The 15,433-nt window shown below is 70.2% G+C and carries 15 protein-coding genes and 1 tRNA gene; 9 read left to right on the forward strand and 7 right to left on the reverse strand.

All coding sequences use genetic code 11. The features are described 5' to 3' along the window. Window positions 1-420 (reverse strand): hypothetical protein (locus tag ADL12_RS32465; protein ID WP_425265167.1); only part of this gene is annotated, 420 nt, incomplete at its 3' end. Between the two features lie 252 nt (window positions 421-672). On the opposite strand from ADL12_RS32465, the gene ADL12_RS32470 reads away from it, so the two are divergent. From ADL12_RS32470 to ADL12_RS32495, 6 genes are all read left to right on the forward strand, one after another. Next, window positions 673-2,163 carry a VCBS repeat-containing protein gene (locus tag ADL12_RS32470; RefSeq protein WP_062708576.1) on the forward strand — a complete coding sequence of 497 codons (1,491 nt, stop codon included), beginning with the start codon at window positions 673-675 and terminating at the stop codon, window positions 2,161-2,163. Between the two features lie 119 nt (window positions 2,164-2,282). Further along, a complete protein-coding gene (locus ADL12_RS32475; RefSeq protein WP_062708579.1) occupies window positions 2,283-3,737 on the forward strand; it encodes an FG-GAP-like repeat-containing protein in 1,455 nt (484 codons plus the stop codon). 154 nt (window positions 3,738-3,891) lie between these two features. Then, window positions 3,892-5,316: an FG-GAP repeat protein gene (locus ADL12_RS32480; RefSeq protein ID WP_062708582.1), complete on the forward strand. Its 1,425-nt coding sequence runs from the start codon at window positions 3,892-3,894 to the stop codon at window positions 5,314-5,316. A gap of 64 nt (window positions 5,317-5,380) precedes the next feature. Then, on the forward strand, window positions 5,381-6,427 hold the full coding sequence (locus tag ADL12_RS32485; protein WP_079052400.1) for a Yip1 family protein: 1,047 nt from the start codon (window positions 5,381-5,383) through the stop codon (window positions 6,425-6,427). 126 nt (window positions 6,428-6,553) lie between these two features. Further along, window positions 6,554-6,961 (forward strand): YciI family protein, encoded by a 408-nt coding sequence (locus ADL12_RS32490; RefSeq protein WP_062708696.1) that lies wholly within the window; start codon window positions 6,554-6,556, stop codon window positions 6,959-6,961. A gap of 26 nt (window positions 6,962-6,987) precedes the next feature. Further along, the gene (locus tag ADL12_RS32495) at window positions 6,988-8,133 is read left to right on the forward strand and encodes an RNA polymerase sigma factor (protein ID WP_062708588.1); all 1,146 of its coding nucleotides are present in this window, start codon (window positions 6,988-6,990) and stop codon (window positions 8,131-8,133) included. Between the two features lie 40 nt (window positions 8,134-8,173). Here ADL12_RS32495 and ADL12_RS32500 read toward each other — a convergent pair whose 3' ends face one another. Further along, entirely contained in the window at window positions 8,174-8,698 is a 525-nt protein-coding gene (locus ADL12_RS32500) for a phosphoribosyltransferase (RefSeq protein WP_062708591.1), read from the reverse strand. Beyond that, window positions 8,695-9,270, reverse strand: a complete 576-nt coding sequence (dcd, locus tag ADL12_RS32505; protein WP_062708593.1) for a dCTP deaminase — start codon at window positions 9,268-9,270, stop codon at window positions 8,695-8,697. The genes ADL12_RS32500 and dcd overlap by 4 nt, the downstream gene beginning before the upstream one ends. Window positions 9,271-9,811: 541 nt before the next feature. Here dcd and ADL12_RS32510 point away from each other — a divergent pair. Next, window positions 9,812-9,885: transfer RNA gene (locus ADL12_RS32510), tRNA-Gly, on the forward strand. A 249-nt stretch (window positions 9,886-10,134) separates the two neighbouring features. On the opposite strand, the gene ADL12_RS54370 is transcribed toward ADL12_RS32510, so the two are convergent. Further along, complete coding sequence (locus ADL12_RS54370; protein ID WP_159053361.1) at window positions 10,135-10,326, reverse strand: hypothetical protein; 192 nt, start codon at window positions 10,324-10,326, stop codon at window positions 10,135-10,137. Between the two features lie 292 nt (window positions 10,327-10,618). On the opposite strand from ADL12_RS54370, the gene ADL12_RS32515 reads away from it, so the two are divergent. Further along, window positions 10,619-11,761, forward strand: a complete 1,143-nt coding sequence (locus ADL12_RS32515) for an MFS transporter (protein WP_062708598.1) — start codon at window positions 10,619-10,621, stop codon at window positions 11,759-11,761. Here the strand turns inward: ADL12_RS32515 and ADL12_RS32520 are convergent. Both ADL12_RS32520 and ADL12_RS32525 read right to left on the reverse strand, forming a co-directional pair. After that, on the reverse strand, window positions 11,697-12,413 hold the full coding sequence (locus ADL12_RS32520) for a response regulator (protein ID WP_062708601.1): 717 nt from the start codon (window positions 12,411-12,413) through the stop codon (window positions 11,697-11,699). The genes ADL12_RS32515 and ADL12_RS32520 overlap by 65 nt on opposite strands. A gap of 112 nt (window positions 12,414-12,525) precedes the next feature. Beyond that, entirely contained in the window at window positions 12,526-14,046 is a 1,521-nt protein-coding gene (locus ADL12_RS32525; RefSeq protein ID WP_062708603.1) for a SulP family inorganic anion transporter, read from the reverse strand. Between the two features lie 408 nt (window positions 14,047-14,454). Here ADL12_RS32525 and ADL12_RS32530 point away from each other — a divergent pair, with 408 nt between their 5' ends. After that, window positions 14,455-14,877 carry a MerR family transcriptional regulator gene (locus ADL12_RS32530; RefSeq protein WP_062708606.1) on the forward strand — a complete coding sequence of 141 codons (423 nt, stop codon included), beginning with the start codon at window positions 14,455-14,457 and terminating at the stop codon, window positions 14,875-14,877. A 74-nt stretch (window positions 14,878-14,951) separates the two neighbouring features. On the opposite strand, the gene ADL12_RS32535 is transcribed toward ADL12_RS32530, so the two are convergent. Further along, the gene (locus tag ADL12_RS32535; RefSeq protein ID WP_062708609.1) at window positions 14,952-15,386 is read right to left on the reverse strand and encodes a VOC family protein; all 435 of its coding nucleotides are present in this window, start codon (window positions 15,384-15,386) and stop codon (window positions 14,952-14,954) included. Window positions 15,387-15,433: the final 47 nt, after the last annotated feature.

Genomic DNA, 15,433 nt, shown 5'->3' on the forward strand with positions numbered 1-15,433 from the left:
ACCCGGCCGCTTCGCGGCCCTGTCACCTCCGGCCGATACCGCGGCGCTCCGCACCGCCACCACCGGATGCGATTCCTCCCGGGCGTGAACGCCCGGGGTCCCTCGCAAGATCACGCTGAACGACGTCGCACCCGTGAACTCGAAGCCGCTGAAGTCGGTGTCGCCGTCGAACACGGCTTCTTCGAACCGTGCCGCTCCGAGTGAAGTCCCTGCCGCGCCGCGCACCGCCTCGAACAACTCGGCGGAGAAGGTCACTCCGCTGAAGTCCCTGACGAGTCCCAGCGCGACCCCGTTCAACGCGTAGCTCCACTCGAGCGTGTCCCTGGGATGCTCCAGACAACGAGTGCGGGCGGGCAGCAGCCGGCCGGGGCAGGCGAGGGAGTAGGTGCATCCGCGTCGGCCGGGTCGGTTGATCGTCACGGCATGCATGGTCGCTCGGGTCGCCTCGTTCCGCAGTCCGTTCGATCAGAGAGCCCGGCGGACCGTCCCCCTCCGGCCACATGGACCTCAGAGTTTTCCCGAACTCACGTACAACCCTTGCGCCCCGTCGCGGGTCTCCTGATCGCTGACCGAGCCATGAACCGGAGGACAACTCCCGGAAAACGCGCCCGGTCGCACCCCATCGACTGCGGATGCCCGCCAGGCATCCCCGCATGCAGCAGGAGAACCCGCATGCACAAGCGCCACCCGCGCCGCACCGCACGACTCGCCCTCGCGACGGCCACCGCGGCCGCGCTGACCGGCGGTCTGCTCACCTTCACGGCGTCGACGGCGAGCGCCGCCGACTCCACGGATGTCCCGCACGCCGACTTCAACGGCGACGGCATCGGCGACGTGGCCTTCTCGGCGGACAGCGCCTACGTGAGCGGCAAGAAGGACGCCGGCCAGCTGGTCGTCCTGTACGGCACCGCCACCGGCGTGTCGTCCGCCAAGCGCCACACGATCAGCCAGAACACCACGGGTGCCCCCGGCAGCGCCGAGGCCGGGGACCGCTTCGGACACGACACCGCGTACGCCGACTTCAATGGCGACGGCTACGACGACATCGCTGTGGGCGCGGCGGGCGAGGACGTCGGCAGCGACGTCGACGGCGGCGGCCTGGCGATCTTCTGGGGGTCGGCCTCCGGCATCACCGGCAAGGGCATCACCGTCGCCGACCCGGCCCCGTCCCAGCACGACGCCTGGGGCAAGAACCTGGCCGCCGGCGACTTCGACGGCGACGGCACGGCCGACCTCGCCGTAGGCAACACCTCCAGGATCATCCACGTGTTCAAGGGCGGCTTCACCACGTCCGGAACCGCGCTCGGCGGCCGCTACACGGTCAAGCCCCAGATCCTGTCCGGCGGTGCGGCCCGCGGCCCGCTCAACCTCACCGCGGGCGACGTGAACGGCGACGGCCGCACGGACCTGGTGGTCGACGGTTTCGAGAACGACACCGGGGACGGCTGGAACACCAACTACCTCATCCCCGGCACCGACGGCGGCCTGTCCGCCGGTGACGCCCGCCCCCTCAAGGGAGGCGTCATCACCGGGATCGGCGACGTCAACGGCGATGGCTACGGCGACATCGTCACCGGCATGCACTGGAACAAGACCGACGACGGCGTGACCTTCCCCGGTGCCGAGGACGGCGGCAAAGTGTGGATCACCTACGGCGCGGCGAGCGGCGTCGGCTCCACCACCGGCATCACGCAGAACACCGGCAACGTCCCGGGCACGTCCGAGAGGAACGACTGGTTCGGCTACGAGCTGGACCTCGGCGACGTCAACGGTGACGGCTACCAGGACCTGGTGGTCGGCGTCGCGGGCGAGAACATCGGCGGTGTCGTCGACACCGGCATGGTCACCGTCCTGTACGGCTCGGCCTCCGGCCTGAACACCTCCTCCGGCGCGCAGTCATTCGCACAGAGCACAGCGGGCGTGCCCGGCAACGACGAGAAGGGCGACATGCTCGGCATCGACGTCAAGCTCGACGACGTCACCGGCGACGGCCGGGCCGACCTCCTCGCGGGCTCGGCCGAGAACGGCGGCAACGGCGCGGTCCTCTACCTGCCCTCCAACGGCACGAAGATCACCACGACCGGCGCCCGCACCATCTCGCCGAGCACCTCCGGCGTCTCGACGACCGGCGCGCCGTACTTCGGCTCGAACTTCGCCGACTGAGCCTCCCGGCCGTACGGCCGGGACAGTGCCGTACAGCCGTCACGCCCTATTCAGCCGTACAGCAGTCACACCCTTTTCATCCGTATTCGGCTTTCATCCGTATTCGGCAGGAGAAACACATGCGCAAAAGCCTCCGTACAGCCCTGGCGACCGCAGCCGTGGGCGCGCTCACCGGTGGGCTGCTCGTCGCCGTCGCCGGTACCGCCACGGCCGCCTCCGGCCTGGAGGGCGACTTCAACGGCGACGGCTACCAGGACGTGGCGGTCTCCGCCCCGCGCGCCTCGGTGAACGGCCGCGCGAACGCCGGCTCCGTGACCGTGCTGTACGGCTCCGCGAGCGGCGCGGGCGCCACCAAGATCCAGACCCTCTCCCAGGACAGCACGGGCGTCCCGGGCACGGCGGAGTCGGGCGACGGCTTCGGCTCGCACACCACGGCCGGCGACTTCAACGGCGACGGCTACGCCGACCTGGCCGTGGGCGCGCCCGGCGAGGACGCCGGTTCGGACACCGACGGCGGCACCGCGGTCATCCTCTGGGGCGCCTCCACCGGCCTGTCGGGCGGCACCACGGTCGCCGACCCCGCCCGCAGCGGCCACGACCGCTTCGGCGCCCCGCTCGCCGCCGGCGACTACAACGGCGACGGCCAGGACGACCTCGCCATCGGCTCGGACCAGAACTGGGTCGACATCTACCGCGGCGGTTTCACCAAGTCCGGCTCCACCGGCGGCCACTACAAGGTCACCACACCGGTCCTGAAGGTGAAGGGCTCGGACATCTGGAACCTCACGCCGGGCGACGTGAACAAGGACGGCCGCACCGACCTGCTCGTCGACGGCTACGAGGGCGAGACGAGCGGCGACTACTACTTCAACGCCAACTACTACCTGCCCGGCTCCTCCAGCGGCGTGACCACCTCCGGTAGCCGGAAGCTGCCCGCCGGGATCATCTCCGACATCGGCGACGTCAACAACGACGGCTACGGCGACATCGTCATCGGCAACCACTGGGACGCCTCCTCGGACAGCCCCGGGGCGTCCAAGGGCGGTGCCGTCGCGCTCGTCTGGGGCACCTCGACCGGCCCGACCGGCGGCACGTCGACCATGAACCAGAACACCGCCGGCGTCCCCGGCACCAGCGAGACAGATGACGCCTTCGGCTGGGAGCTCTCCCTCGGCGACATCAACGGCGACGGCTATGACGACCTCGCCATCGGCTCGCCCGGTGAGGACCTGAACGGCATCGCCGACGCCGGCATGGTCTCCGTCCTCTTCGGCTCGACGTCCGGCTTCCAGGAGACCGGCGCCCAGGCCCTGGCCCAGGACACGCCCGGCGTGCCCGGCGGCAACGAGGCGGGCGACGGTTTCGGTGGCGAGCTGCTGCTCACCGACGCCACCGGCGACGGCAAGGCGGACCTGACGGTCGGCCTGCCGTGGGAGAACAACGCCGACGGCTATGTCGTGGCCTTCGCCTCCGACGGCTCGAAGATCAGCACGTCCGGCCGGGGCATCGGCCTGACCGCGGCCAAGGTGTCGGCGTCCGGCACCCCGCTGTTCGGCATCCAGATGGCGGGCTGAGCCGACCCGCGACGATCCGGGACCCATTTCCCGATCCGGGATCCGTCCCGGATCGGGACCTGCGGCGCCGATTCCTCTGCGCCGCAGGTCCCCCGACCCCACCCCCGTACGCCGGGCCCGCCGCCCCCGGGCCCGGCCCCTCCTGGAGCACGCCTTGCGCAAGCGCACCCTCCTGACGGCCCTCACCGTCACCGCCGGCCTCCTCACCGCCGGCCTCCTCACTGCCCTGCCCGCCTCCACCGCCTCCGCCGCACCCTCCGGCCTGTCCGGCGACTTCAACGGCGACGGCTACCTCGACGCCGCGATCGGCGCCGCGAGCGCCACGGTGAGCGGGAAGTCGCAGGCCGGCGCCGTCGTCGTCCTGTACGGCTCGGCGTCCGGTGTGTCCGCCACCCGCAAGACCGTGATCCACCAGAACTCCACCGGAGTCCCGGGCGCGGCCGAGACGGGCGACCTGTTCGGCGCCGGCCTGGCCGCCGGCGACCTCGACCGCGACGGCTACTCCGACCTGGTCGTCGGCGCCTCGAACGAGGCCATCGGCGACCGGCAGGGCGTCGGCGCGGCCACCGTGCTGTGGGGCGGCCCCTCGGGCCTGTCCGGCGGCAAGGGCCTGCCCCAGCCGTCCACGCTGTCCGAGTTCGGCAACTTCGGCAACGGCGTCGCGACCGGCGACTTCGACGGCGACGGCGACACCGACGTGACGGTCACCGGCCGGGACCACACCCGCCTCTACAACGGCCCCTTCACCCGCACCGGCCCCACGAGCCACACCCGCGTCGGCGAGGTCGGCACGGTGTACGAGGTGACCGCGGGCGACCTGACCGGCGACGGAGCGGACGAGCGCGTCTACCCGCACGCCGTGGACGGCGACCCCGGTGGCAAGATCTACTACTTCCGCTGGACCGGCATGACGCACTCCATGACGGAGCTGCCGAACGCCGACGGCTTCCCCGGCGCGATCGCCGACATCGACGGCGACGGCTACGGTGACCTCGTCCTCGGCGACCCCACGGACCCGTCCGCCGACAAGCCCGGCGGCCACAAGGGCGGCCAGATCACCGTCTGGTACGGCGGCCCGGACGGCCCCGACCCCGCACAGCAGCCGACCGTCATCCACCAGGACACCACCGGCGTCCCCGGCGGGGGCGAGACCGGCGACGCCTTCGGCTCGGCGGTCGGCGTGGGCGACATCAACGGCGACCAGTACGCCGATGTCGTGGTCGGCGCCCCGGGCGAGGACCTCGGCTCGGCCCGGGACGCGGGCATGGTGACCGTGCTGTTCGGCTCGTCCTCAGGCCTGACCACCGCGGGCGCCAAGGGCTACACCCAGGACACCTCCGGCGTGCCCGGCACCGCGGAGACCGGCGACGCCTTCGGCAAGGCGGTACGCCTGGTCGACCTCGACCGCAACGGCAGGTCCGACCTGGTCGCGGGCAGCGGCAACGAGAACGGCTACGGCATGGTCACGTACCTGCGCGGCACCTCCACCGGCCTGACCACCACGGGCGCCCTGAACATCACGGCCCGCGCGGTCTCTCTGCAGGGCAGCGCCGACTTCGGCTGGGCGATCGCCCAGTAAGGCCTCTCCCCTACGACCGACCCCTGAACACCCCCGGAGAGTGAACCCCCGTTCCCCTTAAGGGATGTCACAGCTCGGCCGCAAAGCCGGGCCCGAACCGGAGGGCCCGGCACGCGATTCTCCGGGACCAGGTACGTTCGAAGACGTGGCTGGATTCAGGATCGGACGGGGCAGCCGGAACAACGGCACCCCGCAAACGCGCCCCCAACAACCTCCGTACGGGCAGCAGGCGCCCCAGGGACCGTCGTACGGCTATCCCCCGCCGTCGCAGCAGCCGTCGCAGCAGCCTTACGGCGGCTCGGGCGGCGGCGCAGGCGGCTGGCCGCAGGCCAACGGCGGCGGAGGCTACGGCGGTTACGGCGCCGGCGGTCAGGGTGGCCAGGGTGGTCAGGGAGGCCACGGCGAGCCGGAGTACTTCGGCGACGGCGGCTACCCGCACGGCCCGGGCGGCGCCCCGGACCCGTACGCGGCGAACAACCCTGGCCACACCCAGGCCTTCTCGGTCGGCGAGGACCCCTACACCCAGGGCGAGACGTACCAGGCGGGCGCGGCCCCGGCCGCCCCGGTCGGCCCTCGCCTGCACTGGAAGCAGCTGCTGCGCGGCATCGTCCTGTCCCCCGGCCAGACCTTCCTCCAGATGCGGGACTACACGATGTGGGGCCCCGCCCTCATCGTGACCTTCCTGTACGGCCTGCTGGCGGTCTTCGGCTTCGACGGCGCGCGGAACGACGCGATCAACGCGACCCTGTCGAACGCGGTCCCGATCGTCCTGACGACGGCCGTGGCGATGGTCCTGTCGTCCTTCGTCCTGGGCGTGGTCACCCACACCCTGGCCCGCCAGCTGGGCGGCGACGGCGCCTGGCAGCCCACGGTCGGCCTCTCCATGCTGATCATGTCCCTGACCGACGCCCCCCGCCTGGTCTTCGCGATGTTCGCCGGCGGCGACGCGACGTTCGTCCAGGCCCTGGGCTGGGTGACGTGGGTGGCGGCGGGCGCCCTGCTGACCCTGATGGTCTCCAAGTCCCACGACCTGCCCTGGCCGAAGGCCCTGGGCGCGAGCGCGATCCAGCTGGTCGCGCTGCTGTCGATCGTGAAGCTGGGCACGTTCTAGAGCCGACCGACAAAAAATCTGGGAGTTTCAAAAAATCCTGGACGGTGATGTCGAGAACCCGTGCCCTGTTCCGTCCCCGGTGTGAACGCGACCAAGATGGGTCGCACCAGTACCGAGGAGAACACGATGGCCAAGTACCTGCTGCTGAAGCACTACCGCGGCGCTCCGGCTCCGGTCAACGACGTGCGGATGGACCAGTGGACGCCGGAGGAGATCTCGGCGCACATGCAGTACATGCAGGACTTCGCGGACCGGCTCGAGAAGACCGGCGAGTTCGTCGACGGTCAGGCACTCGCCCCCGAGGGGACGTGGGTCCGGTACGACGGTGAGGGGCGCCCGCCGGTCACCGACGGCCCGTTCGCCGAGACCAAGGACCTCATCGCCGGCTGGATGGTGATCGACGTCGACAGCTACGAGCGCGCCGTCGAACTGGCCGGGGAGCTGTCGGCCGCCCCCGGGGCGGGCGGGAAGCCGATCCACGAGTGGCTCGAGCTGCGCCCGTTCTACGGCTCGGCGCCCACCATCACGGAGTGACCTCTCAGGTGTCTCGGACGTCTCAGATGAACGAGGCCCTGCTGAGGAGCCTCACACCCAGCGTGCTCGCCATCCTCGTCCGCCGCGGAGCCGACTTCGCGGCGGCCGAGGACGCCGTGCAGGACGCCCTGGTCGAGGCGGTCCGCGTCTGGCCGGCCGACCCGCCGCGCGATGCGAAGGGCTGGCTGGTCACGGTGGCCTGGCGCAAGTTCCTCGACCAGGCCAGGGCGGACACGGCCCGCCGCCGGCGTGAGGACCTCGTCGACGAGGAACCGGCGCCCGGCCCCGCACCCGCCGTCGACGACACGCTCCAGCTCTACTTCCTGTGCGCCCACCCGGCGCTCACGCCGTCGTCCGCGGTCGCGCTCACGCTGCGCGCCGTCGGCGGGCTCACCACCCGCCAGATCGCCCAGGCCTACCTGGTGCCCGAGGCGACCATGGCGCAACGCATCAGCCGGGCCAAGCGCACCGTCTCCGACGTACGGTTCGACCAGCCCGGCGACGTCGCCACCGTGCTGCGCGTCCTCTATCTGGTCTTCAACGAGGGCTACTCCGGCGACGTCGACCTCGCCGCCGAGGCCATCCGGCTCACCCGGCAGCTCGCGGCCGCGATCGACCACCCCGAGGTGGCGGGGCTGCTCGCCCTCATGCTGCTCCACCACGCCCGGCGCGCCGCCCGGACCACTCCCGACGGCAGCCTGGTGCCGCTCGCCGAGCAGGACCGGGCCCGCTGGGACACGGAGTCGATCACCGAGGGCATCGCGATCCTCCAGGCGGCCCTCGCCCGCGACCGCCTCGGCGAATTCCAGGCCCAGGCCGCCATCGCGGCCCTCCACGCCGACGCGCCCACCGCCGGGGAGACCGACTGGGTGCAGATCGTCGAGTGGTACGACGAGCTCACGCGCCTGACGGACAGCCCCATTGTCCGGCTCAACCGCGCGGTCGCCGTCGCCGAAGCCGACGGACCCCGCGCCGGTCTGGCGGCACTCGCGGAACTGGACGCCTCACTGCCCCGCCACGCGGCCGTGGCGGCGTACCTCCACGAGCGCGACGGCGACCTGACGACAGCGGCACGCCTGTACGCCGAGGCGGCCCACAAGGCCCCCAACCTCGCCGAACGCAACCACCTGACCCGCCAGGCGGCCCGGCTCAACGCCGACAGACGTCACTGACCAGGCACATGACCATGCGTGACCATGCACGGTGCGCAGGTCAGAGGGCTTCCGTGTTCTCCCTGGGCGCCTCTCCCGACTTGTGCACGGGGGGCAGCACACTCCACGGGAAGTTGATCCACTCATCGGTGCGCTTCCACACGTACTCGCACTTCACGAGAGAGTGGGACTTCTCATAGATGACGGCGGACCGCACCTCGGCGACATGGTCGAGGCAGAAGTCGTGCACGAGCTTCAGCGTCTTGCCGGTGTCGGCGACGTCGTCGGCGATCAGCACCTTCTTGTCGGTGAAGTCGATCGCGTTGGGGACGGGAGCGAGCATGACGGGCATGTCGAGGGTGGTCCCCACGCCCGTATAGAACTCCACGTTCACCAGATGGAGATTCTTGCAGTCGAGGGCATAGGCAAGCCCACCGGCGACGAACACGCCACCGCGGGCGATGCTGAGCACGATGTCCGGCTCGTACCCGTCGTCGGCGATGGTCTGCGCGAGCTCGCGGACGGCGCCCCCGAACCGCTCGTAGGTCAGATTCTCCCGCACACCCACACCCACGGCGTCGCTCATACCTGAGTCCGATGGAAGTTCTGGAACGACCGGGAGGCGGTAGGCCCGCGCTGCCCCTGGTACCGGGACCCGTACCGCTCGCTCCCGTACGGGAACTCGGCGGGCGAGCTGAGCCGGAACATGCACAGCTGCCCGATCTTCATGCCGGGCCAGAGCTTGATGGGGAGCGTGGCGAGGTTGGACAGCTCAAGGGTGACGTGCCCGCTGAACCCCGGGTCGATGAACCCGGCGGTGGAGTGGGTGACCAGCCCGAGCCGCCCGAGCGAGGACTTCCCTTCCAGCCGGGAGGCAAGATCATCAGGAAGCGTGATGACCTCGTACGTGGAGGCCAGAACGAACTCCCCGGGATGCAGGATGAACGGCTCGTCGCCCTCGGGCTCCACGAGCCGGGTCAGATCCGCCTGCTCGACGGAGGGGTCGATGTGCGGGTACCGGTGGTTCTCGAACACCCGGAAGTAACGGTCCAGCCGCACGTCGACGCTCGAGGGCTGCACCATGGATTCGTCGTAGGGATCGATCCGTACCCGCCCGGCGTCGATCTCGGCCCGGATGTCCTTGTCTGAGAGAAGCACGCCCCGAGGATACGCAAGGCGCGCGGAACGACCACAATCGTGACCACCGCGCGCCCGGCACTACACCTGCTGCTACTGCTGCTGCACCTGCTCCAGCTACCGCTTCTCCAGCGTCACCGGCACCACACTGCGGAGCCGGGCACACCGGGGACACCGGAGGAGCCGCCCTGGGCCGAGTCGCTCGGCCTGCTGCATCGGGAACGAAGCGGTGCTGAACACGTGCCCATCGGCACAACGGACGACGGTGCGCTCCATCAAGTCCTAGAGTCCCTTCCCCAAGAGCCGCGTCGGCTGCTACCTGCCTGACGACGGGAGGCCACATTACGGGATCAAAGGGACGGCCCTCCAGGCGGCACTCCGACCCCGCCCGGACCCTCTCCCACCCCTCCACCGTACGCCCCAACTCCGTTCCCCCGCAGCCACATCCCGCCCCCTGAAACGCACTCAGACCCCACGGCGTCAGCGCCGGGGGCCGGTGATGAGGTACAGTGACGAGGCGTTCGGACGCCGCCTCCGGATCATCTCGGGGCGGGTGTCTTACGCGGGGGTAGTTTAATGGTAGAACATCAGCTTCCCAAGCTGAGAGCGCGAGTTCGATTCTCGTCACCCGCTCCATGATGAAACCCCAGGTCAGTGGCCTGGGGTTTGCTTGTTGTCCAGTCCAATTTGCGGGTGGCGTGCCCTCCGCGTGCCCTAAGTCGAGGTGAATGGGCACGCGAAGGGGGCACGGGAGGCCGGAGTGACGGATGTGACGATTGGTCATCTCGAATGGCGAGACGCATTTTCTGTGACCTGAGCCACTTACAGCTGCTGGTTGCGTGAAGTCGCTTACGCAAAGCGCTGGTTCAGGCAGGTGCCGGCTACTCAGGGTGGGATGCGGAGAGGGCCGCGCGGATCTGCTGCACCGTCGGTGGGTCGCCGACGTGGCAGGAGAGGCTGGGGCATTCCGGCGCGCTCGGCCTGTTGAGGGTCGATGATCTCGCGCCAGGTGACGGTGACGCCGGGATGGTCTTCGAGAGCTTCGTCCAGGCGCGCGCGCAGGACGGCGCGGTTCACGACACGACGCTAGCAACGGGAACAACGCCGCCCGACTGCCTCCACGACCTCAACAAGGGCGTGAGGTAGCTCCGGAGTCGCCTCCACACAGTGCGGAGAAACAATCGCGCTCGCAGGCCCATGACCTGCGGCGACGCCCACAGATATGGTCGCGGCCCGATCACGTGGAGGAGACCGCATGACTGTCGGTCCAGGTGCTGCAGACCGTCCCCGATCCGCCCCTGCGCCTGCGGCACGGCCGCGAGAGCAACGCCCCCGAGACTCCGCACAGCCAGGCGTCGGCGAGCGTGGTGTGATCGCCCTCGTGTATCTGGCCGGTGTTTCGGCGGGTGTGGCACTGGGGCGGTTCGTGCCGTTGGAAGCGGGGATCCGGGGCGCCTTCGGGCTGTCGCTGGCCGCCTACGGGTGGCTGGTCTCCGGGGTGACCGTGGTCGCGGCCTGTCTGGCGTTGCCCACAGGGCTGTGGATCGTGGGACGCGACCTGGGCCGTGTGCTCTGCGCGGGGCTCGGCGTGATGCTGCTGGGCGGGGTGCTGGAGGTGGCGGCTCCTTCAGGATGGCTTTGGCTGCTGTACGGCGCCCGGGCACTGGAAGGGGTGGGTTACCTGGCGGTGGTCGTCACGGGGCCGATGCTCCTGGCGGCCCGGTGCCGACCCGCTGTCGAGCGCCGGGCCCTCGCCCTGTGGAGCACCTTCGTTCCGGTGGGCATGGCGGTCGCCTCGGCCCTCGGAACTCTCAGCGGCACCGTGGGGTGGCGTGCCGCCGGGGCGCTGACGCTCGTTCCCGGCGCGGTCGGCCTCGGGGGTGCTCTGCGGTGGCTGACCGGCATCCGCGGTCGGCCGGAGGAACGGTACGTCCCTCACCGCCGGGGACTCGGGCCCGTGCTTCAGCTCTCGTTGGCCTTCAGCCTCGTCGCGCTGCTCGGCGTCACCGCCGTAGCGCTGCTGCCGAAGCTCGCCGCCGATAGAGAGGTGCGCTCGGCGGTCGGCGGTGCCACCGCCGCCGTGGTGTCGCTGGCGAGCGTGCCCGGCGGGCTGCTGGCGGGGGGGCTGCTGGGGCGGGGAGCCGGTCCGCGTGCGCTCACCGCCACCGCCGTCCTGGGAATGCCGTGCGCCGCGGCGGTGACGTACCAGGTCAACGCGTGGGCGGCCGTCTCGGCGGGTGCGGCCGTGCTGCAGTTCGCGGGCGGGTTCGTGCTGGGTGCGCTGTACGCGAGCGTGCCGTCCGTCGCCCGCTCGCCGTACGAACTGGGGCGTGGGTATGGCCTGTTGAATCAGGCGGGCAGCGTCGGCACGCTGCTGGGCCCGCCCGTGTTCGGCTTCGCCGTCACGCGTGCCGGCTGGGCCTCGGCGACCGTACTCGCCACCGTGGTCACCCTGGGCGGCCTGGTCCTCTTTCTGGCGGCGACCAGGCGTCCGGGACCGTCGGGACCGTGAACCCCGACTGGTAGGCGAGCACGACGAGTTGGGCGCGGTCGCGTGCGTCGAGCTTCTGGCGCAGGTGGTAGAGGTGCGAGCGTACGGTCGCCTGCTGCAACGACAGTTTGCCCGCGACCTCGGCGTCCGACAGCCCGGCAGCCACGAGGAGGAGGATCTCGCGCTCGCGTGGCGTGAGCGAGCGCAGCGCTCGCTGGGCCGCGGCGACCGGCTCGGCGTTGCGCCAGAAAAGCCAGTCGATCAGGCGCCGGGTCACCGGGCCGCCGGTGGCAGCCTCGCCGGCCGCCAGGGCTCGCACGGCGCGGATCACCTCGGTGGGTGGCGCGTCTTTGGCGAGGTAGCCGTACGCTCCCGCCTCCAGCGCCTTCATGACGGTGGCGTCGTCGGTCCGGGCGCTGAACACGAGGACCTCGGGGCGGGGTGACGGCCATGCCGTCCCCGTCACCTCGGCGGCCACTTCCAGGCCCGAGCGCCGGGCCAGGCTGATATCGGTGATCAGCACGTGAGGGGCTTGCTCCCGGGCCACGGTGAGCGCCTCCGGTCCCTCTCCGGTGGTGGCGACGACCTCGATGTCGGGTTCACGGCCCAGTGCGGCGGCCAGTCCGTCGCGCACCACGGGCAGTTCGTCGCAGATCAGCACACGGATGGCCACTCGCCAACGGTACCGGCGCGTGAGGGCCGATGAGGTGCGACGAGAACCCGCCGCCACGGAAAAGACCGCCCTCCCCCGCTACGTCCGCGTCGGGGAAGGGCGGCCGGTCCGGTCAGTGGCTGCCGGTGAGCTGGCCGGCGAGGCGTTCGTGCATGTCGGCGCTGGGCTTGTTCAGGCCAATGATGGTGACCTTCTTGCCACGCTGCTTGTACTTGGTCTCGACCGCGTCGAGGGCGGCGACGGAGGAGGCGTCCCAGATGTGGGCGTCGGAGAGGTCTATGACGACGTCGTCCGGGTCGTCCTTGTAGTTGAACTGGTAGACGAGGTCGTTGGAGGAGGCGAAGAACAGCTCGCCGGTGACCGCGTAGACGACCTGGTTGCCGTCGGGGTCGACGACGCCGGAGACGTTGACCATATGGGCGACGCGCTTGGCGAAGACCACCATCGCGGTGATGCAGCCCACGACGACGCCGATGGCGAGGTTGTGGGTGGCGACCACGCAGGCGACGGTGATCACCATGACGGTCATCTCACCGAGCGGCATCCGCTTGAGCGTCTTGGGGGCGATGGAGTGCCAGTCGAAGGTCGCGAACGACACCATGATCATGACGGCGACCAGGGCGGCCATGGGGATGTCGGAGACGACCGGGCCGAAGGCGATGCACAGGACCATCAGGAAGGCGCCGGCCAGGAACGTCGACAGGCGGGTACGGGCGCCGGAGACCCGTACGTTGATCATGGTCTGGCCGATCATGGCGCAGCCGCCCATGCCGCCGAAGAACCCGGTGACGATGTTGGCGATGCCCTGGCCGATGGACTCGCGGGTCTTGCCCGAGTGGGTGTCGGTGATGTCGTCGACCAGCTTGGCCGTCATCAGCGACTCCATCAGCCCGACCAGCGCCATGGCGAAGGCGTACGGCGCGATCGTCGTCAGCGTGTCCATCGTGAAGGGCACGTCCGGCAGGCCCGGCACCGGCAGGGAGGAGGGCAGCTCGCCCTTGTCGCCCACGGTCGGCACGGCGATCGCGGCCGCCACCGTGATCACGGTCAGGATGATGATCGAGACCAGCGGGGCCGGGATCACCGTGGTGACCTTCGGGAAGAACACCATCAGCGCGAGCCCGCCCGCGACCATCGGGTAGACCATCCACGGCACATCTGTCAGCTCCGGCACCTGTGCCATGAAGATGAGGATGGCGAGGGCGTTGACGAAGCCGACCATCACGCTGCGCGGCACGAACCGCATGAGCTTGGCCACCCCGAGCGCGCCCAGGATCACCTGGAAGACGCCGGCCAGGATGACGGCCGCGACGAGGTAGCCGAGGCCGTGTTCGCGGTTGAGCGGGGCGATGACCAGGGCGACCGCGCCGGTCGCGGCGGAGATCATGGCCTTGCGGCCGCCGACGACCGAGATGACGACCGCCATGGTGAAGGAGGCGAACAGCCCGACCGCCGGGTCGACCCCGGCGATGATCGAGAAGGAGATCGCCTCGGGGATCAGGGCCAGCGCGACCACGAGACCGGCCAGCACCTCGGTACGGAAGATCTTCGGGGAGTCCAGCCACTCGGGCTTGACTGTGTTTTTTGAAAAGCGGGCGCGGAACTTCGACGCTGCGGGCAGCAGTGAGGACATGCAACCGTTTCTGTTCGGGCAGAGCTCCACCACAGGGTGGACGCGTCCACGTCGTACACGACTCCGCGCAGGCAAGGGCGGAATCCCTCGGCGGCCCGGCCACATCAGCGGGGCCCAGCCGGTCTGTGTGGCAGCCGTCCGGCTGCCGGTCGGGCATCATGGCCCGGAAGTCTTCGGATGCCATCGGGGCCCGGTCGGGGCCACCGTCATGGCGGTTCACTTTTGTCGTCAGTCTCGACGGCCGTGGTGAATACGTAGAGACTCTACCCTGACGTGAGGGCAGAGTGCGACTTGCGGCATGTGAAACACAGGTAAACACCCACCAAGGTCCTGTGATTCACCTCACGTAAGCTGTAGTGCTTTACGGATTCGAAAATCGAAGGAATCAACGAAGGGGATCATGGGGCGATGACGGATCAGGGGCAGCGGCAGATGCAGATCGGCGAGGTGGCTGAACGGACCGGTTTGTCGCTGCGCACCATCCGCCACTACGAGGAGGTCGACCTCGTCATCCCCTCGGCCCGCAGTAAGGGCGGCTTCCGCCTGTACACGGAGTCCGACGTCGAGCGCCTGATGGTGATCCGCCGGATGAAGCCGCTGGACTTCTCCCTGGAGGAGATGCGCGACCTGCTGGACATCACCGACCGGCTCGCGGCCACCGACGAGCGGCCCACCGGTGAGGAACTTGAGCGCCTGCGGGAGCGGCTGGACTCCTACCGCAAGGTGGCCGACGCCCGCTGCGAGACCCTGCGGGCCCGTCTGGAGATGGCCGAGGACTTCGCCGCCACGCTGCGCCGACGGCTGCGGACGGATGCCCGCTCGGGAGCCTGAACGCTCCGGCGGCGGTACGGGAGGAGGGGTACGGTCCGTCGCGGACCGCACCCCTCTCCCCTGTCCTCCGGCGGTCAGCCGCCGAAGGCGCCCGGCACTTCTTCCGTGACGCCGTTCAGCGGTGAGTCCGGATCGCTGCCGTACGGGCGGGTGATGACCTCCAGGCCGTGACCGGCGGGATCCAGGAAGTACACGCCCCGCCCGCCGTCGTTGCGGTTGATCCGGCGCGGGTGCTTGCCGTGCGGGTCGGCCTGGATCGGGACCCCAGCGGCCAGCAACCGGGCGAGGATCTGGTCGAACTCGTCCTCGGAGACGAGGAACGCGTAGTGCTGCATGGGGATGTCGATGCCGACGGTCGCGAAGTCCAGGGTGACGCCGTTGGCGGTGGTCACCGGCAGGAACATCCCGGCCGGTTCCCCGACCTCCAGACCCAGGATTCCGGCGAGGAAGTGAGCGGACTTCTCCCGGTCACGGGAGAGAACGATGGTGTGGTTGAACTCAACTGACACGGGGCAATGCCTCCACGGGCATCTCCGCGGCACCTCCATGCCTCACC

Origin of the sequence: Streptomyces regalis (assembly GCF_001509475.1) — a bacterium.
GTDB lineage: Bacteria > Actinomycetota > Actinomycetes > Streptomycetales > Streptomycetaceae > Streptomyces > Streptomyces regalis.

Excerpts from the sequence above, each read along its gene's own strand:
- ADL12_RS32475 (WP_062708579.1), top strand. The coding sequence starts at position 2,283 with ATGCGCAAAAGCCTCCGTACAGCCCTGGCGACCGCAGCCGTGGGCGCG.
- ADL12_RS32530 (WP_062708606.1), top strand. The coding sequence starts at position 14,455 with ATGACGGATCAGGGGCAGCGGCAGATGCAGATCGGCGAGGTGGCTGAA.
- ADL12_RS32485 (WP_079052400.1), top strand. The coding sequence starts at position 5,381 with ATGTCACAGCTCGGCCGCAAAGCCGGGCCCGAACCGGAGGGCCCGGCA.
- ADL12_RS32525 (WP_062708603.1), bottom strand. The coding sequence starts at position 14,046 with ATGTCCTCACTGCTGCCCGCAGCGTCGAAGTTCCGCGCCCGCTTTTCA.
- ADL12_RS32490 (WP_062708696.1), top strand. The coding sequence starts at position 6,554 with ATGGCCAAGTACCTGCTGCTGAAGCACTACCGCGGCGCTCCGGCTCCG.
- ADL12_RS32500 (WP_062708591.1), bottom strand. The coding sequence starts at position 8,698 with ATGAGCGACGCCGTGGGTGTGGGTGTGCGGGAGAATCTGACCTACGAG.
- ADL12_RS32495 (WP_062708588.1), top strand. The coding sequence starts at position 6,988 with ATGAACGAGGCCCTGCTGAGGAGCCTCACACCCAGCGTGCTCGCCATC.
- ADL12_RS32470 (WP_062708576.1), top strand. The coding sequence starts at position 673 with ATGCACAAGCGCCACCCGCGCCGCACCGCACGACTCGCCCTCGCGACG.